Consider the following 23,118-nt stretch of genomic DNA (forward strand, 5'->3'; position numbering starts at 1 on the left):
AGGACTCCCGGGGAGGTGTTCCGCGCTCACCCACGTGTGATCGTTCTCGCGTCGGAGGAGATCCAGCTTCGGTGCGGGTAGTAGCTCCTGAGTTCCCGCATGCGCGAGGAGTCCGTGAAGAAGACGAACTCCAGGTTGGCCCGCCGCAGCATGCTGTGTTTCGCCTCCTCGCCCAGCAGGCCCCCGACCAGCGGGACCGCGTTGACCGCCACTTCGGTGAGCGTCGACAGGCCGGTCATCGCGAACCGTTCGGCGACCTTCGCCAGTCCGGGCATCTTCCTGCGCAGGAAGATGCCGAGCTTCGTGGGTTTGACCGCCAGATGAGGACGCGTCGCCCGGATGTGGTCGCAGATGCGCTGCCAGTAGTCGGCGGCGCAGTCGGCCAGGGCCGCGGCCAGCACGTCGTCCGCGTCATGGGCGTTGGAGACTTCGAGGTAGGACTGGATCTCGAACAGCTCCCTGCCCTGTTCGCGCAGTTCGACGATCTCCTCGAAACGGAGCATGGCCAGCAGGTCGGGCGGCGGACCCTCGACCATCCGATAGGCCGTCTCGACGAGCTCCCGCACGTCGAACTGGGGATCCGGCCGGCTGGGCGCACGCTGCGCACCGGTGAGGACGGCCTCGGCGAGGCCGGTGGCGTCCCCGGAGTTCCAGTCAGAGCCCATGATCCTCGCGTTGAACGCGCGTGCGTGCGCGGTCTCGTCGAAGAGGCCGTGGATCTGGATCAGCTCGCTGCTCACCGGCAGGCCGGAGTCGTGGAGCAGCGCGAAGATGGGAGTGTGGGAGAACCGCGGCCTCGACAGGATGTCGTCGTACCGTCTTCTCAGTTCGATCGGCTGCGCCGACAGCAGGCCGGTCAGGACGGAGTCAGGCGAGTTGGCGGCCTCGCGGACCTGCCGCATGAAGTCGTCCTTGGCGGTGACATAGTCGTAGCGGACGACGACGGAACCGTCCCCGGCGAGAACGCCGTCGAGTTCCCTGATCATGCGGTCGCGGGCGGCCGAGACCGGCGAGACGACCCATCCCTTCCCGTCGGGGCTGTTCCGCTTCCAGCTGTCCAGCACGTCCGCCAGAGAGTCGCAGGGGTCGAGCCGGTCCTCCTGGTAGAGGTAGTTGTGGGCGCGGAGCCCGACCGCGACGACGCCTCCCGCGACGAGATCTCTGAGCAGGCGGTAGAAGTTGTTCTCCCGCAGGTCCGACCTGCTGAAGTCGCCCACGACCCGGGGGTTGTCCACGAGCTGCGTGTCATGCACGTAGACCCGCTCGTTGAAGAGCGCCCCGAACACCAGCAGGGCCCGCAGCTGCATGGTGGAGCTGATGCCGGCCCAGATCGGTTCCAAGGCGGCGAATTGGGACGTGGCGCGCAAGGCGTTGATGGAGCGGGAGTCATCGCGCTTCATCTCTTCGAGATACCACCCTTCGGTCGCCACCCCCAAGGGAAGCACAGCCGGGTACCGCAGGGAAGGTCATCATGGATAGTGGCCCGGCCGGGGGTTCCGCGTCGTACGATCCGCTTGGGTCGCTCGTGGTGTCTCCTCGGGAAGGGGCCGGTTGTGTCGTCGCTCGAAGAGGCCGTGGAGTCCAGGGATCATCTCGTCGCCGTCTGGAGCGAGCTGGTACGGGACAGAGGCGGCCGGATCGGTACGGACGACGGCGTCGTGCACATGTGGGCCGACAGCCCCTTCGGCTTCTGGAACACCGTGACCCTGGCCGGTACGGGCATCCCCGCGGACGCGCTCGGCGAGCGGCTCGCGCGGGCGGCGTCCTTCATGAGGGGCAGGTCCGAAAGCGGATATCTGTGGGTCTTCGAGGATCTGTTGAGCCCCCATGCGCGACAGAGCCTGTTCCGGCGCGCGGCCGAGGCCGGGCTGGAGCCGGCGTTCTCGGGCCGGGGCATGGCGGGCGACCTGTCCGTGCCCGAGCCGGATCATCCGGACCTGGAGTTCCGGCGGGTGGAGAACGAGGAGCACCTCGCCGCGTACGGCGACATCAACGCACGCGCCTACGGCATGCCGCCCGAGGCGGGCAGGCTCGCCCTGGCCGGCTCCCAACTGTGGCGCGGCGATGTGCACGCCTACCTCGGATACCGCGACGGACGGCCCGTGACCTGCGCCGCCACCGTCGCCGGGCCGCGTTCCATCTTCCTGGCGCTGGTCGCCACCCTGCCGGAGGAGATGCGCAAGGGGTACGGCGAGGCCGTCACCCGCAAGGCGATCCACGAAGGCGGCAGGCGGAGCGGGCACCGGCGGCTGGTCCTGCACGCCACGCCGGCCGGGCAGCCGGTCTACGAAGGCATCGGCTGCCGTGCCAACACCGCGATCCACTTCCTCCGACTCGCCGGTCATGCCTACATCGGATGATCACGGGTAGCGCTGTGCGACCACCCCAGCTACAGAAGTGGAACACGGCATGATCACTCTCATCCTGCTCATCCTCGCCCTGGCCTGCTTCGTCCTGTCCGCCTTCAACATCGGCGGCGCGCGCGTCAACCTGCTCGCACTCGGTCTGGCGCTCTGGGTGCTCAGCGAGATCATCCCGAAGCTCGGCCAGCTCTGATCCCCGGCGCCTGAGACCACCCCCTACGGGCAGGAACACGCACATGGACGCCCTCACCATCGTCGCTCTGCTGGCACTCCTCGCCGGAATCCTGGTCGCCCTCACCCAGAGGGTGTGGCCCATCGCGTTGTTGTGCGGGGGGCTGTTCATGTCCGTGCTGGCGGACGCCGGTCTCATCGTCACATAGGCGAAGGAGACCGGCCGCCCGGCCCGTGCGGGTTCAGCAGTAGGTGATGCCTGTGACGGTGAACGGGATGTTGTGGTACGGCGTGTACTCCGACCGCTGGCCGGGGGAGACGCAGGGGCCGACCTCCGGCCACGAGCCCACCGTGGGGTCCGGATGGGTGACGCGGATGACCACGGCGTAGTTGCCGGAACCGCCGCTGCAGTACGCCCAGGCGGTCTTGCCGTCCCGGCCGGTGGTGCAGCCGGTGGGGGAGGCGTGCGCGGGGGAGGCGGCGCCGAAGAGGGCGACGCTGGTGAGGACGGTGGTGAGGGCGGTCGCGAGGGGGAGGGTCAAGTGCTTTCTCGCGCGCATGTGCTGACCTCCAGTGGTCGTCAGGCAGTGCACTCTTAGGAAAGCTTCTTAAGAGAAAGTAGCCGCACCGTCCTCGTCGTCAAGCCCCTGTCCGGTCTCCGGGACGCCGCCGTCAGCGGGGACGCGGGCCCTTCTTCTTGCGGCTCGTCGGCGCGGCGCGGCGACCGGCGCGGTTCTGGGCGGCGGGCTTGGGGGGCTGGCGTCGTGCCTGCTTCTCCTGAGGACTGGCGGGGGCGGCGGGAGCGCGGCCGCGGGAGCTGTTGACCGTGCGGCCGCGCACGATGCCGATGAAGTCCTCCACCAGGTCGGTGGTCGCGTCGGTGGGCCAGGCCAGGGCGACCTGGGACTGGGGCGCGTCCGTGACCGGGCGGTAGGTGAGGTCTTTGCGGTGGTGGAGGCGGGCCAGCGACTGGGGGACCAGGAGCAGGCCGGTGCCGGCGGCCACCATCTCGACCGCCTCGGCCGTGGTGGCGGGACGGGTGAAGGCCGGTTGCCCGGGCCGCGACGCCCACTCGATGGCGTCGTCGAGGGGATGGAAGATCTCCTCCTCGGCCAGGTCGGCGAGGGTCACCTCGTCGGCGGCGGCCACGGCGTGGTCCTTCGGCACCACGACCACCGTGGTCTCGACGTAGAGGGGGATCGCGCTCAGGCCCTCGCGGTCGATCGGGAGCCGGACGAACGCGGCGTCGGCCCCGCCGCCCCGCAGGAGGGCCAGCGCCTCGGGGGTGGGGGCCGTGACCAGCGTGAGCGGCACGTCGGGCAGCCTCTCGGCCCAGACGCCGGCCCACTTGGCGGGGGTCACGCCGGGCGCGTACGCCAGCCGGAAGTCTTCGCCGCTCTCGTCAGTCACGTCCTCAGGGTATCGATGTCGGGGACGCTGTCCCGACTGGCTAGGCTTGGGGGCATGACCTCGTCCAAACCGAAGAGCATCCAGACGATGAAGCCCGAGACGGCGGCCAAGAAGCTGGGTGTCCTCCTCTCGGCCACGCCCGCGGAGTTCCAGGCGGGCGTCGTCTCCAGGGACGAGCTGAACGAGCTGCAGGCCAAGCCGCCCGCGTGGCTCGCCGACCTGCGTCGTAACGGGCCGCACCCCAAGCAGGTCGTGGCCGCCAAGCTCGGCGTCTCCATCTCGGGGCTGCTGCGGGCCGGGATCACCGAGCCGCTCACGACCGCCGAGATCGACGCGCTGAAGGCGGAGAACCCCGACTGGCTGGAGCGCGAGCGCACCGTCCAGGCGGAGACCCGCAAGGAAGCCGTCCGGCTCAAGCAGCGCTAGTCGCCGCGTTCCAGACATGACGGCGCGGCCCGCCGGCGGGCAGGCCGCGCGTCAACGCGCGGTCAGGCGCGTGCCAGGTCGGGGATGCTGGACAGGCCGTGGGCGAGGTCGTCGTCCGTCGGCTCGTCGTCGGGCAGCAGCCCGGCCTGGAACATCTCGTACGCGGCCAGGTCGAAGTGGCCGTGCCCGGACAGCGCGATGAGGATCGCCTTCGACTGGCCCTGCTCACGGCAGCGCAGCGCCTCGTCGATGGCGGCCCGCACCGCGTGCGCCGACTCGGGGGCGGGCACGATGCCCTCCTCGCGGGCGAACAGCACGCCGGCCTCGAAGCAGGCGGTCTGCCGCACCGCGACCGCCTCCATCAGCCCGTTCTCGACGGCCCGGCTGATCAGCGGCGAGATGTCGTGGGCGCGCAGGCCGCCGGCGTGCACGGGCGGCGGCACGAACTTGTGGCCCAGCGTGTGCATCCGCGACAGCGGGGTGAGCCGGGCCGCGTCGGAGTGGTCGTAGGCGATGCGGCCACGGGTCAGCGTGGGGCAGGCGACCGGTTCGGCCGCGACGAGCCGTATCTCGCGCCCGCGGCGCAGCTTGTCGCGCAGGAACGGGAAGCACATCCCGGCCAGGGTGCTGCCGCCGCCGCAGGGGCCGACCACGATGTCCGGGTAGTCCTCGGCGAGCTCCATCTGGAGCATCGCCTCCTGGCCGATGACGGTCTGGTGGGCGCACACGTGGTTGAGCGAGCTGCCGCGGGTGTAGCCCAGGTCGGGGTTGCCGTAGGCGACCTCCAGGGCCTCGGACTTGGCGATGCCGAGGCTGCCGGGGTGGTCGGGGTCCTCGGCCAGCACGGCCCGTCCGGCCGCGGTCAGCGGGCTGGGGCTGGAGTTGCAGACCGCGCCGTACGCCTCCATGAGGGCCCGGCGGTACGGCTTCTGCCGGTAGCTGACGCCCACCATGAACACCTGCGCGCTCAGCCCGAACATGGCCGCGGCCGAGGCGATCGAGCTGCCCCACTGGCCCGCGCCGGTCTCGGTGACCAGCCCCGTCTTGCCGATCTGCTTGTTGTAGTACGCCTGCGGCACCGCCGAGTTGGGCTTGAGGCTGCCGACCGGCGAGACGCCCTCGTACTTGTAGTAGATGCGGGCGGGGGTGTCGAGGGCGCGTTCGAGGCGGCGCGCCCGGTAGAGCGGGGTGGGCCGCCACTGGCGGTAGATGTCGCGGACCGGGCCGGGGATCTCGAACTCCGGCTCGGTGCTGAGCTCCTGGTCCACCAGGGGCTCGGCGATCGTCCTGCACAGCTCGGCCCGGGTGATCGCCGCGCCGGTGGCCGGGTCGAGGATGGGGGCCGGCTCGCCGAAGTCCGCGGCGATGTTCAGCCACGTGTACGGGATGTCGTCCTCGTTCAGGGTGTATTTGACGGTCTCGTTCAACGGATACCTCTCATAAGGACTTCGTCGAGGGATGTCAGACGCCCGCTTCCGCGGTCAGCGAGCCCTTCACGGTCTGGTCCCGGCCGCCCAGCAGCCCGGGGTGGGACGTCCTGAAGCCCTCCAGGACCAGCTCGTAGGGGAAGTCGTCGAACTCGCCGTGCCAGTGCAGGAACTCCATGTGCCGCCGGCCTGCCTCGTCGTGCGGGTGGTAGACGCTGTCGGCGGTGCCGTCGAACTCCAGGGGCTTCAGGCGGTACAGCCGGCACAACAGCTTGTTGAACACGGGGGTGGCCTTCACCCAGCGGCCTTCGAGCTGGACGGAGACCAGGCCGTGGAAGCGGAACACGTCGCCGCCGACGAGCTCCTTGAGCCGTCCGGAGGCCAGGTGGTTGCGCACGTCGGCGAACACCAGCCGGCACGGGATGCCGAGCGCACGGGCGGCGGCGGCGTACACCACCGACTTGTGCAGGCAGAAGCCGCTGCCCCGGGCGATGATCGTGCTGGCCCGCAGGCCGTCGCGGGACATGTCGATGTCGTAGACGTCGTACAGGATGGTGTCGCGCACCTTGTAGTAGAGGCGTACGGCCTGCTCCGTGGGCGTGGTGGCGCCCTCGACGGCCCGTTCGGCGAACTCGCGCACCACGGGGTGGCCGGCGTCCAGGAACTTCGTGGCGGCCAGGTCAGCGGTCATGTGTGTGACTCCTTGAGGCCGAGCATCCGGGCGATGCGGATCCGTTGCATCTCCGAGGTGCCGGAGTAGATGGTGCCGCCGACCGCGTCCCGGAGCTCCTTCTCCAGCCCGGTCCCGGTCAGGTAGCCGCTGCCGCCGAAGATCTGGATCGCGGCCAGCGCCGACCTGACGTTCGCCTCGCTGGTGACCACCTTGGCGATCGCGATGTCGGTGGCGACGTCCCGGCCGGCGGCGAAGCCGCGCGCGGCGTCGTACAACCAGCGCCGGGCGGTCTCCACGCCGATCTTCATGTCCACGATCTGGCCGGCGACCATCTGGAACGAGCCGATCGGCCGGCCGAACTGGCGGCGCCGGGAGGCGTGCTCGACGCAGCGGTCCAGCCGGTGCCGCATCGCGCCGGCCTGGACGATGAAGGAGCACAGGATCTCCCACCGCATCACGTGCTCCAGCACGGTGAAGCCCATGCCGGGCCGGCCCACCACGTTGGCGGCCGGGACCCGGCAGTCGCGCAGCGTCAGCTCGCCGAGCGGGGACGTGCGCAACCCCATCTTGGGCACGTCCGGGCCGGTCAGCAGGCCCGGGGTGTCCCGTTCGACCAGGAAGGCGGTCAGGCCGAACGGGCCCAGGTCGCGGTCGGTCACCGCGTAGACCACGATCAGGTCGGCGACCGGGCCGTTAGTCACGAACACCTTGTCGCCGTCGAGGATCCAGTCGTCGCCGTCCGGTTTGGCGGTCATGCCCATGCCCAGCACGTCGGAGCCGCCCCCGGGGTCGGTGATCGCGTGCGCGGTGATCGTCGTGCCGTCGCAGATGCCCGGCAGGTGGCGGGCCTTCAGCTCGGGGCTGCCGAAGCGTTGCAGCGGGATCCCGGCGCTCACGATCTGCGTGCAGAGCGAGAAGCACAGCCCGCCGTCCCGGCAGCCCTCGCCGAGACCCTCCAGGACGTACATGGTGCTGAGCAGGTCCAGGCCGCGGCCGCCCCATTCCGGCGAGAACGGCAGGCGCAGCAGCCCGGAGGCGCGCACCTGCTCCCACTTGTGCGCCGGCAGGCCGGCGGTCCGGTCGGCGTCGCGGTCGGCGTCCAGGTGGCCTTCGCCCAGCACCTCGTACCAGTCCGCGAACTCGGCCCTGAGCTCGCGGTGTGTGTCGCTCCACTCGTCCATGGGTGACCAGATCCGTCAGTAGTGGGAGAACTCAGCCTCAGCGAGCTGGTGGCGCTCGTCGCCCTGCAGCGCGGGGGAGAAGACGCAGATCAGCCGCAGGTCCTCGCCGGGGTCGGCGATCAGGTGATGCGGGTCGTTCTGGTCGAGCGCGTACATGGTGCCCGGCTCCAGGACGTGCTGGCGGCCGTCGGCGTCGATCACGGCGCCCCGGCCGCTGATGCAGTAGCACGCCTCCAGGTGCTTGCGGTACTGGAGGGGGGAGCTGGTGCCGGCCCAGACGATCGTGTCCGTGAGCGAGTAGCCCATGCCGTCGCGCTCGACCAGGAAGCGGTGGCTCAGCCCGTTCCCCCACTCGACCGGCGTCACGTCAGAGATCTTGCGGATGATCATTGCAGTGTCCGTTCTGCTGGTGCTGATAATGCTTTTCCGACGAATTCGTCAATGGCGGCCACGGTCCGGAAGTTCTCCGGGGCGATGTCCAGCTCGTCGACCGGGACGTCGAACTCGTCCTTGATCCAGCCGATGAGCTTCAACAGGCCCAGACTGCTGATGACCCCGTTGCGGAAAAGGTCGTAGTCGGCCTCTAGTTCGTCGGGCGGAGTATCGGGGAGATACTCGGTCACCACGAATTCTTTAATGCGGTGTGTGATGTCCACGAAAGGCAGCATCACACGCGCGCGCACGCGGTCGCATCTCCGAGAATGCGCGTGCCCGCAATAGGCTTTTGCGTGTCAGCCGATGCGCTTTCGGTCCACCTTTCCGGTCGAGGTGCGCGGGAACGGCTGCTCGACCAGCCTGATGGCGGACGGGATCGCGGCCCGCGGCAGCCGCATCGCGCAGTGCGTACGCAGGCGCAGCCTCGACAGCCGCCCCGGCCCCGTCCCGCGGACGAACGCGGTGAGCCGGGTCTCGGCGCCGTCCACGGCCGGGACGACGGCGGCCTCCAGGACGTCGTCGTGCTCCAGCAGCACCCGCTCGATCTGCTCCAGGTTCACCCGGATGCCGCGCACCTTGAGCTGGAAGTCGTCCCGGCCGACGAGGAACAGCCGGCCGGCGGCGTCCCGGCGGACCAGGTCGCCGGTGCGGAAGAAGCGGCGGCCGTCCGGCCCGGTCACGAACCTGCCGGTCGCCGCGGCCGGGTCCGGGGTCACGTACCCGTCGGTCTGGAAGGGCGTCCAGACCAGGAGCTCGGTGCCGCCGTCGTCCGGCGGGACGGGGGCCAGATCGGGGCCGAAGGCCACGACGACGCCGGGCAGCGGGCGGCCGATCGGCAGGGGGGCGGGCCCGGCCGCCTCGGCGGCGTCGAACTCGTGCCAGAAGCTGTCGTTGGTCTCGGTGCAGCCGTAGACGTTGTGCAGCCGGGCGCGCGGGAACCTGCGCGGCAGGCCGGCGCGCAGCGGGACCGGCGCGTGGTCGCCGGTGACGATGACGTGCCGCACGCCGGGGAAGACGCCCTCCTCCAGCAGCTGGTACAGCATGGGCACGCCCTGGACGACGGTGACCCCGCAGGCGGCGAAGAAGTCGCAGACGTAGCGCGGGTTGGCGGCCAGCGCGGGGTCGACCAGGGCGACGCAGCCGCCGTGCCGCAGCGTGGCCCACACGTCCAGCAGGCACAGGTCGAAGTTGAGCGGCGCGTAGTTGAACACCACCTCGCCGGGGCCGAGGCCGAACGCGTCGCCGGCCCAGCCGGTGAACCGCGCCACCGCGCCCGCCGACAGCGGGACGATCTTCGGGGTGCCGGTCGAGCCGGACGTGGTCAGCATGAACGCGGTGTCCTGGTCGGCGACGGCCACCGGGTGGGGAACCGCCGGCCCGCCGCTGGGCTCGTTGTCGCGCCCGCCGATCACGGCGGTCACCACGTCGGGGTGTTCGGCGGCGTCCTCGGGGGTGGCGGCCAGCACCTCGACGCAGCCCGCCCGCGCGCACAGCTCGCCGAGCGCGACCGCGCCGAGGTCGATCGGCGGCAGCAGCAGCGGACGCCCGGCCGCCAGGCAGCCGAGCACGAGCGCGACCGCCTGCGGCGACTTACGGGCGAGCACCGCGACCGGGCCCGGCGCAAAAGCGTCGAGTTCTTTCTGGGCCCGTCCGGCCATGGCGGCCAGTTCGGCGTAGCTGACTTTCTCCGTCCTGGTGCGCAGCGCCGGCGCGGACGGTTCTCTCTCGGCGTGCGCGATGAAATCGCGGAGCAGTTCTGTGGTCATCGGAAGGTCACCCATCGATTTCTTGGTTGCCGGATACCAATGATTTTGTTCGATGTGCGACCGCGAAATCGGAAATGCGGGCTTCAGCTAATTGCCCGCGTCCGGCAGCTTCCTGCAACGCCTCGACCACGAGAACGAGTCAGGACCGTACTTCCAGTTCTTCGGCCCGCTCCGGCGGGCCGGCCGCCGGGGCGGGCGGCTCCTCCTCGGCGCGGGTGGCCAGCACGCAGCCGCCCAGGATCAGCGCGAACGAGACGACGATCAGGGCGGTCAGCGGCTCGTCCAGGATCAGCACCCCGGCGACGATCGCCACCGCCGGGTTCATGTACGTCGACACCAGCGCCCGCGACGGCCCGGCCTCCTTGATGAGCTCCACGAACACCACGAACGCCAGCCCGGTGCAGACCACGCCGAGGCCGCCCAGCGCCGCCAGCACCTGCCAGCTCGGCATGGCGGACGGCCAGGTCCAGATCGCGGCGGGCGTGTAGACCAGCGCGGCCAGGGTGAGGCAGGCGGCGGTCAGCGGGATGGTGGGCAGGTCCCGCAGGTGCCGGTCGGCGACGAGCGGGGCGATCGAGTAGCAGAGCGCGGTCAGCAGCACCTCGCCCATCGCCCAGGCGTCCCCGCCGCCCAGGTGCGGCCCGGCCAGCACGGCGACGCCGGCCAGGCCGATCACCAGCCCGATCCAGCGGGCCCGGCCGAGCCGTTCGCTGCCGCCGCTCAGGCGGGCCAGCGCCACGCCGAGGATGGGCGCCGCGGCGATCAGCAGGCCGCTGGTCGAGCTGGTCAGCCGCCGTTCGGCGTCCGACAGCAGCCACCAGGGCGCCAGGATCTCCAGGCAGGCGAACGCGAAGACCGGCCGCCAGTACCGCCGGACCATCGCCAGCTGCCCGCCGCGGATCGCCAGCGGCAGCAGCAGCGCGGCGCCGATCGCGGTGCGCGCGAAGACCAGCACGGGCACCGGCACGCCGCCGACCGCGACCTTGATGAGGAGGTAGGGGATGCCCCAGATCACGGACATCAGGGCGAACAGCACCCAGCCACGGCGGCTCACATGCGTCTCCTTGGGGTCGAGATGGACGGTCTGCTCAGGCGAGGGGCGGGGGAGCGGCCGGCGGTGCGGCGGGAGGAGAGAGAAGGGCGGGAGCGGCGCCGGGGATGCGGGCCGGCGGCCTGCGGAAGACCGACGGCGAATCCATGAAAATCCTCCAGCCTATTCGCTGCCGCGCGACAATTCCCGCACGAAAGCAATTCTTCCCGAGAATCGCACGGCGCCCGTGTCGCGGCTTCTTTCAACGTGCTCTTTCAGTGGACAATCAGCTCGACGCCAAGGGATGCTGGACGCGCGACCGGAGTGCCGCCGATCGGTGTCCTCGCAGGTCAGCCGCGAAATCACCGGCCCTCGCCGGACGGCATCGGGCCGTTGGTCCCGCCGCGCCAAGCCGTGCACTGTCACCCTGAAACGGAGGGAAACCACCATGACCGATAAATCCCCCAATCCCGCGCTCCGGCAGCTCGACGTCCTCATCGGCACCTGGCGGGTCAGCAACGTCGAGGACGGCAAGGCGACCGACGCCGGCACCGTGCGCTTCGAATGGCTGGAGGGCGGCAACTTCCTGGTCCAGCACGTCGACCTGGCCGACACCAAGGCCGTGGAGTACATCGGCTACGACGAGGAGAGCAAGACCCTCAAGTCGCACCTGTTCGGCCAGTCCGCCGAGATCCTCAAGTACACCTGGGAGGTCAGCGGCGACACGCTGACCATCTGGTACGGCGACCAGGGCTCGCCCGCCCGCTTCGTCGGCAAGTTCAGCGAGGACGGCGACACCAACTCCGGCGCCTGGGAGTGGCCCGGTGGCGGCTACCAGTCCACGATGACCCGGGTCTAGCCCCGTTCGGCGCTCCGGCCCGGCGGCGAGGTCGCCGGGCTGCGGCCGGGCGTGATTTGGCAGATCCTTGTCAAGGATGACCGAAAAGTCCGTAAGATACGGCCCTTAATGGTACGGATGTGACTTGGGGGCCCTGACGTGACGCTGCTGTCCCGGCGAAATCTTCTCAGAACCGGCGCGATCGCGGTTCCGGCCGCGATCCTCGCGCCCGCAACGGCGGCCCGGGCGGCTCGGGCCGCGCGGCCCGAGCTGCCCGGGGTCGAGATGTCGGGCGTCGCGTCCGCCTCGCTGGCCGGTTTCGACAACCTGTTGAAGAAGTTCGTGCTGGACCGGCAGATCACCGCCGCGCAGCTCGCCATCATGAAGAGCGGCAAGATCGTGCTGGCCCGGGGCTACCGCTACAACGACTTCTCCAGGGCGCTGCCCGCGGTCTCGCCGACGTCGTTGTTCCGGATCGCCAGCCTGAGCAAGAACATCACCTCCGCCGCGATCATGCGCCTGGTGCAGGACGGCAAGCTCAGCCTGTCGGCCAAGGTCACCCAGCTCCTCGGGCTCACCCCGCTCGACGAGCGCATGGGCCAGGTCACCGTGCTGCGCCTCATGCAGCACCTCGGCGGCTGGGACCGCGACGTCTCCAAGGACCAGCTCTGGCTGGACCACACCATCTCCGCCGCGCTCGACGTGCCGCTGCCGATCAGCCACGCCGACATCGTCAAGTACGCCACCGCCCGGCAGCTCGACTTCGACCCCGGCACCAAGATGGTCTACAGCAACTACGGCTACCTGCTGCTGGGCCGCGTGATCGAGAAGGTCTCCGGCATGTCGTACGAGTCGTACGTCACGACCAAGCTGCTCCAGCCGCTCGGCATCACCCGCATGCGGCTCGGCGCCAGCCTGCGGAGCGAGGCCGCGCCCGGCGAGGTCGCCTACGAGTCGCAGTACACGAACAAGTCGGTGGTGGACGCCTCCGGCACCGTCGTCCCCTACCCGTACGGCGGCTTCAACATGCCGAACCAGGACGCCAACGGCGGCTGGCTCGCCTCCGCCGTCGACCTGGTCCGCTGGACCCTCGCTTTCGACAAGCCCGGCACGGTGCTGAGCTCGGCCTCGATCGCCAAGCTGGTCGCCAAGCCGGAGATCGGCGTCAACCAGAACGGATCCTGGTACGGCGGCGGCTGGTGGGTGCGCCAGGTCACCGGCCACCTCAACACCTGGCACAGCGGCTCGATGCCCGGCACGTACTCCTACCTGGCCCGGCTGCAGAACGGCTTCAGCTACGCGGTCGTGTTCAACCGCAGGGAGGAGACCGGGTCGCTCGACTTCGACACGCTCGACGACGACATGAACAAGGTCACCGTCTCCTCCTGGCCCACGACGGACCTGACGTCCCGTTACTTCTGAACACGCCGCCAAGCGCCGGGACATCACCACGGCTGAGCACATCGCGGGCTTCAGGTGCTCATTTCAGTGACTGGAGCTCCTTGAGGTAGTCCTTCAGCGGCTTGAGACCCACCTCCGTGCGCCGTTCGTCGACCCGCGCCTCGTCCTCGATCGGGGTGCGGGGCCGCCATCCGCCCTCGGGGGTGGTCTCCCACTGCGTCCCGTACACCCGGGGGCATCTCCAGGCCTCGGCGCTGGAAGGCCAGGTCGCGGTCGGCGTGCTGGACGAGGGCCCAGGCCGCCTGCGCGCCGTCCTTGCCGACCAGTTCGTACCCCGGCCAGCCGTAGGCGTCGAGGATCTGCCGCATGCGCTCCGTGCTGGCCTTCTCGGTCCGGTTCCAGTCCTCCTGGCTGGCCTCTAGGGTGCGCTGCTCCTGGTCCGTCTTGAGCATCTTCAACAGTTCGGCCCGCAGCGCGGGGTTCCTGGGGGCCGTCACCGCACGCCGTGATCATGAGGAACGCCGCGAACAGTCACAGGGACAAGACCCGCATGCCCTCGATCGTCCCTCCGTCCGTCCCGGGACGCGAGGGATGACCGCTACATCCGGGTAGGCGCGCTCACATCCGGGTACGCGCGTACGCCTGCAGCGCGTCCTACATCCGGGTGCGCGCGTACGCCTGCAGCGCGTCGCGGACGAACCTCGCCCCGGCGGCGTCGTCGTACATGGCGGCGAAGCGAGGGTCGTCCACGTACATGTCGCCGAGGCAGCTCACCATCTCGATCGAGCGCTCCCGGTCGCCCTCGGCCGTGGGCGTGCCCGGGATCTGGCTCAGCCACCGCACGTGCCGGGCGGCCAGCGACTGGGCGCGGTCGGACGTCGGCGAGACCCCGGCCTGCGCCGCGGCGACCCACGCGGCGACCAGGTCCTCGGCCGCCCGCTTCCAGGCCCGCTGCTGGTCGAGCGTCTTGCCGTGCCACCAGTCGTTGCTCACCTGGAACGCGCGCTCGCCCCAGCGTGCGATCACGTCGTCCTTGTAGTGGTCGTTGAAGCCGGCCAGCATGACGTCCATCCGCGGTTCGGCCCCCGCCAGCAGGGCGTCCAGCGTGTGACGGACGGAGCTGATCTGCCGGTCGATGCGGTCGCGCTCGTCCTCCAGCGCGGCGATGTGGGCCCGCAGCCCGTCGCACGCGTCCACCTCGTCGGCCAGGACCTCGGCGATGGCCGGCAGGCCCATGCCGAGCCGGCGCAGCAGCAGGATCCGCTGCAGCCGCACGACCGCGGCGGAGTCGTAATGGCGGTGGCCGTTCGCGCCCACCCGGGACGGGATCAGGAGCCCGACGCTGTCGTAGTGCCGCAGGGTGCGGCTGCTGACGCCGGCCCTGGCCGCCAGCTCCTGGATCGTCCACTCCATCGTTCCAGTGTCACCCGCGGCGGAGCGTGGTCGCGATGATCTCGGCGCTGTCGGCGTGCAGGGCCTGCGCCGCCGTCCGGCCGGTCGCCGCCAGGTAGGCGTCGACCAGACGGTTGCCCGCGGCGTACCCGGCGCCCATCGGCAGGCCCACCGGGGTGACGCCGAGGTGCTCGGCGCCGGCGTCGCCGTGCACCCAGGCGGTGAAGTTCTCCATGCCCGTGACGTCGAGGCCGGTGAGCACCTTGTCGAAGACCGCGTCGTCGTGCAGGTGCGGCACGCCGATGCGGGCGTAGCCGAGCTCGTCGCCGTAGAGCTGGCGGGCGAAGGCGTCGGCCAGGCCCTCGCCGACGATGTGCTCGCCGACCGTGACGGTCATCGGGTCCCACACCACTCCGCCCGGGCTCCATCGCAGGTTGTGGTGGAGCTCGTGCACGGCGGTGGCCTCCAGCCGCTCCACGTTCTCGGGGAAGGGCCAGAGCGTGATGGCGATGTTGCCCGAGATGCCGCCGAACCCGGTCAGCCCCTTGCAGGGCCCCATGAAATGCTCGTCAGCCGGGTCGCCGAGCACGAACAGCACGGTGATGTCCGGCACCGCCAGCCCCGGCGTCGCCTCCGTCAGCACGGCGAGAGCGTCGTCGAGCGCGCGCCGCATGCGCTCCCAGGCTCCGGCCGCCTCCAGGGTGTCCAGCGCGTCGAGGCAACGCTCCTCGTCCCGGTCGATGGGGAACCCGGACGTCTGGAGATGCACGGACACCAGATCGACCTCGCCCGGGTGGTAGCGGTACATCCCGGCGTTGGGCTCCAGCATCGAACGCAGCAGGCCGGCGCGGTCCGCCATCGGGGCCAGCAGGATCCGCCGCATGGCGGAACAGGTGTCAAGAACGGTGATCGACATGGCCCCGATGCTAGAAGTTGACGCAACGTCAACGTCAAACCGATGTGATTTCGGCTCTCTGGCTGGTCGGAAGGGGCTTCGGGGGTCTGTACTGATCTCTGGGAGCCAGACGGGGAGCCACTGCTCTACCCGGCTTGCGGCTTGAAGATCTCGTCCATCACGACCGCGCCCCTGGTCAGGGCCGGCCTGATCTCTTGCCGATAGACGGTCTCGGTCACGTGCGTTGAGGAGTGGCCAACGATGCGTGCGATCTCTTCAATGGCCACGTCGTGAGCGGCTCCTGTTGCTAAGGCGCAGAGAGACCCTACATTCGGTGGCTAACCCATGACGAGTTTGCCGCGCTGGCGCCTGTCCTGGCCGGTGTCGCAAATGTCTCAATTCTCGAAAGTGCTCGATTCTGGTATCCGTGAGCGGCGCGTCGCCCAGATGGAGGGGCCGCGTCAGGGGCGCTGGCTGTGACCGCACACCCTCCCGCACCCTGGCTAGCCGCAGCCGCGACAGCCGCACCCGCAGCGACGCCCGGTCACCCGGACCGCGCCCGCCGCCGACCACGACGACCAGCTCCCACTCGCCCGCCCACGGCCGCGTCCCCTGGTCGATCTCGTGCAGCACCCGCTGCCTGCGCGCCCGGCAGCGACTCGCTCAACGGGAACCTGTCACGGGTGTGGGTCAGATCGCCGCCAGATACCAGCCGGGTCAGCGCGTCGCGCGTCGCCGACTCGTTGATGCCGAAGACACCCGCGGCCCGCACGATCTGCGCGGAGGTCGGGCGGCCGGGGTGATGGCTGACCAGGACGCTGAGGATGTCGCTCCTGACGGTCAGACGAGGCAGATCGATCATCCGGCCCGCGTGGTACTCGTCGCGAACATGGCAGCCATCGTGCCGCCAGGCCGAAGCCATTGCCCCTTGTTGATCACCACTGATAGAAGATCATCGTCCCTGCTTACTTTCTCCCATGACGAGGGTTAAGTGACGATTCAGCAACGGCGCGCGGCACGGCTCGCGTTAGCCTTGAGCGCCTCCTTCCTGGTGGCGCTCCCCCCAAGCCCGGCGGCGGCCGATCCCGCCCCGTCGGCCACCGCTGCCAAGCGGTTACCCGAAGCGAAGATCGAGAAAGAGGTCGCGACCGCGCAGCGGAAGGCGGCCGACGCGGGCAGACGCGTCAGAGTGCCCACCAGCGAGACCGAGACCATGCAGGTCTGGGCCAACCCCGACGGCAAGACCCTGCACGCCGAATTGAGCACGACCCCGGTCCAGCTGGCGGTGGCGGACGCCGGCGGCAAGCGCGCCTGGCGGCCGATCGACACCACCATCGCCGCCAAGTCCGACGGCACACTCGCGGCCACGCTCGTCAAAACCCCGCTGACCTTTGGCGGCGAAGGCGCCAAGACCCTGGTCACCGCCACCGGCGCCGACGGCCCCGTTTCCATCGGTGTGGGCCGCAAGCTACCCAAGCCAACCGTGAACGGCAACACGATCACCTACCCCGACGCCGTCGCCAAGGGCGCCGACCTGGTGCTCACCGCGCTCGCCGACGGCTTCGCGCAGGACGTGGTCTTCCGCACCCGTCCCACCGGCCCGGTCAAGGTCAGCCTTCCGGTCACCCTCCCCAAGGGCAAGGTGTATGGCAAGGCCGCCGACGGCCATCCCCGGCTCATGTCCGCCCAAGGACAGGCCGAGACGCCCCCGCTCATCGCCCAGGCCGTCGACGCCCTCGCCGCCCAGGCGCCCGAGCAGGGCAAGACCGGACAAGTGGACACTGCGTTCACCACCGACACCTCAGGGCGCTCCACCATCGAACTCACCCCCGACGCCGCCTTCCTGGCCGACACGGCGGTGACCTACCCGGTGACCGTCTCGATCACCGGCACTTGGATCGGCGCGGGTGACTCGTCCGACACCTTCGTCTCCAGCGTGCAGTACCCCAACTCGGCCACGCTGTCCTCCTGGCTGCGCGCCGGGCGATCGGCCGACGGCGAACTGTGGCGCACCTACCTGCGCTACGTGATCAACGGCACCGACCTCGACTACGCCATCATCCGTAACGCCGACCTGCGCCTGTGGAACTACCACGCCAACGCGTGCGGCACCTCCGTCGGCGTCGGCATCGTCGCGCGCCGCCTCACGTCGCCCTACGACTACTCCACGCTCACCTGGGCCAACCAGCCCTCCAGCACGAGCACCGACGCCGTCGTCGCCCCCGGCGGCTACAGCGCGACGCTCGCGGGCTGCTCGGGCAGCGGCGAGATCTACCACTCCATCGAGGGCATCGTCCAGGCGTGGGCCAACGGTACCGCCGACCACGGCCTGATGATCCGCGCCGCCACCGAGGGCGTCGCCGCGGCCAACTGGCGGCAGTACCGCTCCGACCAGTACACGGGCGGCGACGGCCGAGGCCCGGTGCTGTTCATCGACTACGAGCCCGCGCCGAAGCGACGCGTCGCCTTCTCCTCCGACTACGACTTCTCCACCTGGCCCAGCTACGACCAGGCGGTCGCCATGGCCCAGCCGGAGGCCAACGCCGCCGACCAGTCGACGGTCTCCCTGAACGAGGCCGCGGTCCTGGACGCCGCCGTCAACGGCGGCTACGAGGTGAAGCCGGAACAGCTCCAGCCGGCGCCGGGAACCACGTGGAGCAGCCCCGACCCGGACGTGCAGGACACCACGGAACCGACGGTCGTCACGGTCACGCCCTCGGCGGGCGCCCGGGAGGTGCCGACCGGCACGAGCGTCAGCGTCACCTTCGACCAGGAGGTCTGGGACGCCGCGTTCACCTTCAAGGACGACACGGGAGCCCTGGTCGACGGGACGGCGGTGATGGACGCCGCCAACACGACCCTGACCTTCACACCGGGCGCCGCGTTGCGGCCAGGCATCACCTACACGGCTGAGGTGCGGGAGGCCGCCGACGTCTGGGACAACGTGGTCACACCGTACACCTGGTCTTTCACCACGACGGCGGCGGCGAGCGTGGAGGCCGCGCACTGGCCGCTCGACGAGGGCGCCGGGCGGACGGCCGCCGACGTCGGCGGGCTCGACCACGACGCGACGTTGTCGGAGGGCGCCCGCTGGGTGCCGGGCCGAATCGGCCAGGCGCTGTCGAACCTCCCGGAGGACCAGCAGGCCGCCATCGCCCTGCACGAGGCGCGCCAGCGCGGAGCGCCGGTCGAGCTGAGCGCGAAGACGACCGAGTCCAGCATCACGCATGCGATGCCGGACGGCACGGTCAAGACCGAGATCACCACCGGGCCGATCCGCACCCGATCCGGCGACGGCTGGGTGCCGATCGACACCTCGCTCACCGAGCGGGCGGGCGTGCTGCGGCCCAAGGCGATCGCGGGCGGGGCCAGCCTGGAGATCTCCACGGGCGGTGCCGGGCCCTTCGTGCGCATGACCTCCGGCAATAAGAACTACGGCCTGCGCTGGCCGACCGCTCTACCCAAACCGACGGTCAAGGGCAACGTGGTCACCTGGAGCGACGCCGCGGGCAAGGGCGCCGATCTCGTGGTCACCGTCCTGCCGGCCGGGTTCCGTCACGACGTAGTGGTCCGCGAGCGGCCCGCCAGGCCGCTCGAGATCCGGATCGGCGTGGAGAGCTCGGGTCTCACCCTCTCGGCCGACAGCAGCGGGCGGCTGCTGCTCAAGGACCGCGACAAGAAGACCGTCGCCTCGGGCGCGCGGCCGATCATGTGGGACGCCAGCGACAAGGGCCGGGCGCAACGCGCCAGGCGGGCGCCGATCGACACCCGGGTGATCACCGCCAAGGGCAAGACGGAGCTGGTGCTCAAGCCCGACCACGCCTTCCTGTCCGATCCGGCCACCGTGCTGCCGATCCGGGTCGACCCGACGGTCGCCCTGCTCTTCCAGGACGACGTCGAGACCGGCTCCGACTTCCCCAGCGACCCGGCCGATCCCGACCTGGATTACATGATGGCCGGGCGGATGGTCGGCTCCATCTACCGTCCTCACCTGCGTTTCGACACCACAGGCCTGGCCGGGAAGACCGTCACCAACGCCAAGCTGTCGCTGCTGAACGTCGACGCCCCCGCCTGCGGGAGCGCGGTGGGCGCGGGCATCCAGGTGCGCAGGCTGACCGGCGCGTGGGACGCGAACAACCTCACCTGGACCGGCAAGCCCGCATCCACCACGGAGGACGCGCAGATCAACAGGGCGGCGACCAACTCGGACTGCGCGACCTTCCCCGGCGTGATGGAGTGGAACGTCACCGGCATCGCCCAGGACTGGGCGGCGGGCGCGGCCAACCACGGCCTGGTGCTGATGCATCCGACCGAGTCCAGTCCCGCCGACAACTACCGCGTTTTCGCGACCTCGGAGAACACCGAGTACGCCGATCCCACGCCGAAGCTGACCGTCACCACCAGCGCGCCCGCCTCCACCCCGGCGGTGGGCACCTTGCAGATCAGCCCCGCGCAGACGGTGAACGGCAGCGTCGTGACCGGCTCGCTCACCCCACAGCTGGCAGCGGTCGTCACCGACACCGTCGGGGGCAACCTGACCGGCGAGTTCGAGGTCGAGCACGACCCGGCGGCGACCGGGCAGGGCAGCGGCCAGATCTGGGCGGGTGCCTCTACGCCGGTCACCTCCGGTGGCAGCTCCGCTGTGACACTGCCTTCGGGCAAGCTCGCCGACGGCTGGCGGATCCGCTGGCGGGCCCGCGCGGTCAACGCGGCCGCGACCACGGCCTCCGCCTGGTCGGCCTGGCAGTCCGCGCTCGTCGACGTGCCCAACCCGACGGTGTCCGGCTTCGACGTCAGCCCGTCGACCAGCACCGGCGGTGTGGTCTCGACCGGCAGCCTCACCCCGAGCCTGCGGGCGATCGTCACCCACCCGGCCGCACAGCCGGTCAGAGCGGAGGTCGAGGTCGAGCACGACCCGGCCGCCACCGGCCAGGGCAGCGGCCAGATCTGGAGCGGCGGCGTCGACGGCGTACCCTCTGGCACCCGGGCGAGCGTCACCGTTCCCGGGGGCAAGCTGAGCGACGGCTGGAAGGTCCGCTGGCGGATCAGGGCGGTCGACGCCGCCTCCGTCAGCTCGCCGTGGTCGGACTGGCAGAGCCTCACTGTCGACCCGCCCGACCCGGCGTCCGATCCGAGCGTCACCGACCTCCAGGTGAACCCGTCCACGCAGGTCGGCGGCGAGACCGTCACCGGCGTGCTGACACCGTCCCTGCTGGCCACCGTCGCCGACCCGGCGGCGGGCACGCTGCGCGCCGAATTCGAGGTCGAACACGATCCGGCCGCTCCCGCCGGACAGGGCTCGGGCCAGATCTGGGCGGGTGGAGTCGACGGCATCGCCGCGGGTACGCAGGCCACTGTCACCCTCCCCGCCGACAGGCTTCAGTACGGCTGGCACCTTCGCTGGCGGGCACGCGCCGTTTCGGCCTCGGCCGCCTCGGCGTGGGCGGACTGGCGGCTGTTGCGTGTCTCCCAGCCGACGCCGACCGTGGCCGGCCCCACCGTCTCCCCCTCCACCGTGGTGGCGGGCAAGACCGTGGTCACCAGCGTGACCCCCACCATGCGGGCGAGCGTCACCGATCCCGCCGGGCAGCCGCTCCGCGCGGAGATCGAGCTCGAACACGACCCGGCCGCCCCGGCCGGACAGGGCTCGGGCCAGATCTGGGCGGGTGGGGTCGACGGCGTCGCCTCCGGCTCCCAGGCGTCGATCGAGGTACCCGCGGGCAAGCTCACCGACGGCTGGCTGTTCCGCTGGCGCGTGCGCGCCGTCGGCACCGGCGCCTCCTCGGCCTGGTCGGACTGGCAGCAGGCCACCGTCGATCTGACCGCTCCCGGCGAGGAGCCGCTCGCGCGCACCTCGGGACCGGTCATCAGGACGGACCAGAGCTTCACCGTCAGCACCTGGCTCCGCTGGCAGGACAAGGAGGGCACTTACACCGCCGTCGAACAGCGCGGCACCCAGCAGCCCGCCTTCCGGCTGGGCAACAGCGCCGACCGGGGCCTGCAGTTCACCCTGACCTCGGGTGACACGGCCGACGCGAGCTCGGCGGGCGTGTACTCCGATGTCGAGCCGCCCGTCGGGGAGTGGTTCCACCTCGCGGGCGTCTACGACGCGGCCTCCTCGAGCGTGTCCCTGTACCGGAACGGGACGCTGCTCAAGTCGGAGACCGTGGCATCGCCCGCGTGGCGGGCGGAGGGCGCGCTCACCCTCGGCAGTGCCATGGTCGGAGCGGTCGACGAGGTCCGTCTCTACCAGCGGGCCCTCACCGGATCCGAGATCACCGCACTGGCCAGCCCGCCGAGCGCCGCCGTCGAGGACGACGCCCCGGCGGCCACCACCACCACTGCGGCGGCAGCGGCCCTTCCCCCGTTCGACTACGACCGAGTGAAGACCCTCGCGGACTGCGCCCGGGCGCGCACCACCTCCGGCTCGCCGTACGCGACACCGGGCTGGGCCGACGTCCGTCCCTACAGCGGTTGCTGGAGCAAGTTCCTCGCCTACGGCGACTGGACCTTCCACCCCCTGGAGCCGGACAAGTACCCGCCCACGCCTGACGACGGATACAAGGTCGAGGCCACCGTCGTCATGCACAGCTACCTCGGCACCGCCGACGGCAGCGCGGTCGTGGGCGGCGGCGACCGCAAACCCGACGAGATCAAGATCTGGACGCAGCTCAGCAACATCAAGGGCTACGACGACGGCGAGGAGACCGACGACTACGACGAATCCAAGTCGCTGCAGCTCGACGTCCAGCCGACCGGCAGCGACGGCACCGATTGCGAACTCGTCGAAGGCGCTTCCCGGCGCGAGACGATCAAGAAGTGGAAGGCCAACGGCTACAACGAGTGGCTCGTCAAGTCCAAGGTCGCGGAGGGGGGCTCGCACAACTGCACGATCCGTCCGCTGCTCTTCGAGTTCGGCGGAATCCCCTGGTTCAACGAGGCGCGGCCGCTGTGGGCCAAGATGGAGTACCAGAACGTCCTGGGTGACATCAAGCTGCCCTACGGGATCCAGGCGATCGGGCTGCCCACCCATCCCGGCCGCGAGTACGCGCCCACGGTCCGCTGCGACGACATAACCTTCTCCAAGGGCTTCACCGACCGCCAGCACAGGGGGGCCTGCATCTTCCCCTTCGCAAAGCGGATCTTCACCATGAAACGCAGCGACACGGGGATCGACGAGGTCGTCGACCACCTCGACACCGCGATGAAGACACCGGGCGACACGATCCCCAAACTGCCGCCGATCGGCGAGAACGGCCCTCAGCAGAAGATCATGCCCGGCTTCGTCGACGCACCCCGGGTCTACAACGATCAGGGGAACGCCTACACCAATCCGGCGATCCTGCCGCTGGTGCGGCACACCGATCCGAAGGACACCCCGAAACGCGACACTCTCACCTACAAGAACAGAAAGGCGATCGGTCCGGCCTGCCGCGCGCGGCGTGCCGAGATGAAAACGGCGGGTACCTGGCCCGCGAATGTCATAGTGAACGGGAAATCCGTCCCCGCTCTGCAGTGCGACGAGTACCCGTTCGCCTCGACCAAGAACGGCGCATACAACTCCAAGGGACACTTCTCCGTGCGGTACGTGAACCGCGACAAGAACCACCTGCACGGTCAGTACCTGGCGGCTTTCTACTCCCGCTACCGCGTCGGGAATGAGAACCAGTTCTGGGTCAGAATCGCCAACTGACACCGGTCGGGGGCGCG

The 23,118-nt window shown here is 70.3% G+C and carries 22 protein-coding genes and 1 pseudogene; 7 read left to right on the forward strand and 16 right to left on the reverse strand.

Annotated features, from left to right (window positions below; all coding sequences use genetic code 11):
- Positions 1 to 26: 26 nt before the first annotated feature.
- Positions 27 to 1,400: a hypothetical protein gene (locus AB0C33_RS06720; RefSeq protein ID WP_358284351.1), complete on the reverse strand. Its 1,374-nt coding sequence runs from the start codon at positions 1,398 to 1,400 to the stop codon at positions 27 to 29.
- Positions 1,401 to 1,553: 153 nt separating this feature from the next.
- Between AB0C33_RS06720 and AB0C33_RS06725 the strand changes: the two genes are divergently transcribed.
- The 3 genes from AB0C33_RS06725 to AB0C33_RS06735 are packed head-to-tail and all read left to right on the forward strand — an operon-like array spanning position 1,554 to position 2,743.
- The gene (locus tag AB0C33_RS06725; RefSeq protein WP_358284353.1) at positions 1,554 to 2,360 is read left to right on the forward strand and encodes a GNAT family N-acetyltransferase; all 807 of its coding nucleotides are present in this window, start codon (positions 1,554 to 1,556) and stop codon (positions 2,358 to 2,360) included.
- A gap of 49 nt (positions 2,361 to 2,409) precedes the next feature.
- Positions 2,410 to 2,556, forward strand: coding sequence for a hypothetical protein (locus AB0C33_RS06730; protein ID WP_352323191.1), 147 nt, complete (start codon positions 2,410 to 2,412; stop codon positions 2,554 to 2,556).
- A gap of 43 nt (positions 2,557 to 2,599) precedes the next feature.
- The gene (locus AB0C33_RS06735; RefSeq protein WP_357965512.1) at positions 2,600 to 2,743 is read left to right on the forward strand and encodes a hypothetical protein; all 144 of its coding nucleotides are present in this window, start codon (positions 2,600 to 2,602) and stop codon (positions 2,741 to 2,743) included.
- A 33-nt stretch (positions 2,744 to 2,776) separates the two neighbouring features.
- Here the strand turns inward: AB0C33_RS06735 and AB0C33_RS06740 are convergent, their stop codons facing one another.
- Both AB0C33_RS06740 and AB0C33_RS06745 read right to left on the reverse strand, forming a co-directional pair.
- Positions 2,777 to 3,076, reverse strand: coding sequence for a hypothetical protein (locus AB0C33_RS06740; RefSeq protein WP_358284355.1), 300 nt, complete (start codon positions 3,074 to 3,076; stop codon positions 2,777 to 2,779).
- A gap of 130 nt (positions 3,077 to 3,206) precedes the next feature.
- Complete coding sequence (locus AB0C33_RS06745; RefSeq protein ID WP_358284357.1) at positions 3,207 to 3,944, reverse strand: LysR family substrate-binding domain-containing protein; 738 nt, start codon at positions 3,942 to 3,944, stop codon at positions 3,207 to 3,209.
- 54 nt (positions 3,945 to 3,998) lie between these two features.
- Here AB0C33_RS06745 and AB0C33_RS06750 point away from each other — a divergent pair, with 54 nt between their 5' ends.
- A complete protein-coding gene (locus tag AB0C33_RS06750; protein ID WP_358284359.1) occupies positions 3,999 to 4,370 on the forward strand; it encodes a DUF5997 family protein in 372 nt (123 codons plus the stop codon).
- A gap of 62 nt (positions 4,371 to 4,432) precedes the next feature.
- Here AB0C33_RS06750 and AB0C33_RS06755 read toward each other — a convergent pair whose 3' ends face one another.
- The 7 genes from AB0C33_RS06755 to AB0C33_RS06785 form a co-directional block, all read right to left on the reverse strand.
- Entirely contained in the window at positions 4,433 to 5,797 is a 1,365-nt protein-coding gene (locus AB0C33_RS06755; protein WP_358284361.1) for a TrpB-like pyridoxal phosphate-dependent enzyme, read from the reverse strand.
- 34 nt (positions 5,798 to 5,831) lie between these two features.
- Positions 5,832 to 6,488 carry a transglutaminase-like domain-containing protein gene (locus AB0C33_RS06760; protein WP_358284363.1) on the reverse strand — a complete coding sequence of 219 codons (657 nt, stop codon included), beginning with the start codon at positions 6,486 to 6,488 and terminating at the stop codon, positions 5,832 to 5,834.
- Positions 6,485 to 7,651 carry an acyl-CoA dehydrogenase family protein gene (locus AB0C33_RS06765; protein WP_358284364.1) on the reverse strand — a complete coding sequence of 389 codons (1,167 nt, stop codon included), beginning with the start codon at positions 7,649 to 7,651 and terminating at the stop codon, positions 6,485 to 6,487. The genes AB0C33_RS06760 and AB0C33_RS06765 overlap by 4 nt, the downstream gene beginning before the upstream one ends.
- A 15-nt stretch (positions 7,652 to 7,666) precedes the next feature.
- Positions 7,667 to 8,041 carry an ectoine synthase gene (locus AB0C33_RS06770; protein ID WP_352323183.1) on the reverse strand — a complete coding sequence of 125 codons (375 nt, stop codon included), beginning with the start codon at positions 8,039 to 8,041 and terminating at the stop codon, positions 7,667 to 7,669.
- Positions 8,038 to 8,307 (reverse strand): acyl carrier protein, encoded by a 270-nt coding sequence (locus AB0C33_RS06775; protein WP_358284366.1) that lies wholly within the window; start codon positions 8,305 to 8,307, stop codon positions 8,038 to 8,040. Before AB0C33_RS06775 ends, AB0C33_RS06770 begins: the two co-directional genes overlap by 4 nt.
- Positions 8,308 to 8,382: 75 nt before the next feature.
- On the reverse strand, positions 8,383 to 9,852 hold the full coding sequence (locus AB0C33_RS06780; RefSeq protein ID WP_358284369.1) for an AMP-binding protein: 1,470 nt from the start codon (positions 9,850 to 9,852) through the stop codon (positions 8,383 to 8,385).
- 139 nt (positions 9,853 to 9,991) lie between these two features.
- Positions 9,992 to 10,906 (reverse strand): DMT family transporter, encoded by a 915-nt coding sequence (locus AB0C33_RS06785; protein ID WP_352358898.1) that lies wholly within the window; start codon positions 10,904 to 10,906, stop codon positions 9,992 to 9,994.
- Between the two features lie 424 nt (positions 10,907 to 11,330).
- Here AB0C33_RS06785 and AB0C33_RS06790 point away from each other — a divergent pair, with 424 nt between their 5' ends.
- A complete protein-coding gene (locus tag AB0C33_RS06790; RefSeq protein WP_358284371.1) occupies positions 11,331 to 11,741 on the forward strand; it encodes a hypothetical protein in 411 nt (136 codons plus the stop codon).
- A gap of 138 nt (positions 11,742 to 11,879) precedes the next feature.
- Positions 11,880 to 13,142 carry a serine hydrolase domain-containing protein gene (locus tag AB0C33_RS06795; RefSeq protein ID WP_358284373.1) on the forward strand — a complete coding sequence of 421 codons (1,263 nt, stop codon included), beginning with the start codon at positions 11,880 to 11,882 and terminating at the stop codon, positions 13,140 to 13,142.
- Positions 13,143 to 13,200: 58 nt separating this feature from the next.
- Here AB0C33_RS06795 and AB0C33_RS06800 read toward each other — a convergent pair whose 3' ends face one another.
- From AB0C33_RS06800 to AB0C33_RS06825, 6 genes and pseudogenes are all read right to left on the reverse strand, one after another.
- Complete coding sequence (locus AB0C33_RS06800; RefSeq protein ID WP_358286004.1) at positions 13,201 to 13,350, reverse strand: hypothetical protein; 150 nt, start codon at positions 13,348 to 13,350, stop codon at positions 13,201 to 13,203.
- Between the two features lie 31 nt (positions 13,351 to 13,381).
- Positions 13,382 to 13,573 (reverse strand): annotated as a pseudogene (locus AB0C33_RS06805) (hypothetical protein); the annotation flags it as partial.
- A gap of 202 nt (positions 13,574 to 13,775) precedes the next feature.
- Positions 13,776 to 14,534: a TipAS antibiotic-recognition domain-containing protein gene (locus tag AB0C33_RS06810; RefSeq protein ID WP_358284375.1), complete on the reverse strand. Its 759-nt coding sequence runs from the start codon at positions 14,532 to 14,534 to the stop codon at positions 13,776 to 13,778.
- A 10-nt stretch (positions 14,535 to 14,544) separates the two neighbouring features.
- On the reverse strand, positions 14,545 to 15,429 hold the full coding sequence (locus AB0C33_RS06815) for a DUF2268 domain-containing putative Zn-dependent protease (protein WP_358284377.1): 885 nt from the start codon (positions 15,427 to 15,429) through the stop codon (positions 14,545 to 14,547).
- 125 nt (positions 15,430 to 15,554) lie between these two features.
- Positions 15,555 to 15,695, reverse strand: coding sequence for a hypothetical protein (locus tag AB0C33_RS06820; protein ID WP_358284379.1), 141 nt, complete (start codon positions 15,693 to 15,695; stop codon positions 15,555 to 15,557).
- Positions 15,696 to 15,952: 257 nt separating this feature from the next.
- Positions 15,953 to 16,330 carry a hypothetical protein gene (locus AB0C33_RS06825; protein ID WP_358284382.1) on the reverse strand — a complete coding sequence of 126 codons (378 nt, stop codon included), beginning with the start codon at positions 16,328 to 16,330 and terminating at the stop codon, positions 15,953 to 15,955.
- 267 nt (positions 16,331 to 16,597) lie between these two features.
- Here AB0C33_RS06825 and AB0C33_RS06830 point away from each other — a divergent pair, with 267 nt between their 5' ends.
- Positions 16,598 to 23,101, forward strand: a complete 6,504-nt coding sequence (locus tag AB0C33_RS06830) for a DNRLRE domain-containing protein (protein WP_358284384.1) — start codon at positions 16,598 to 16,600, stop codon at positions 23,099 to 23,101.
- Positions 23,102 to 23,118 lie beyond the last annotated feature (17 nt).

The organism is Nonomuraea sp. NPDC048881 (assembly GCF_040649795.1).
In the GTDB taxonomy this organism is placed as follows: domain Bacteria; phylum Actinomycetota; class Actinomycetes; order Streptosporangiales; family Streptosporangiaceae; genus Nonomuraea.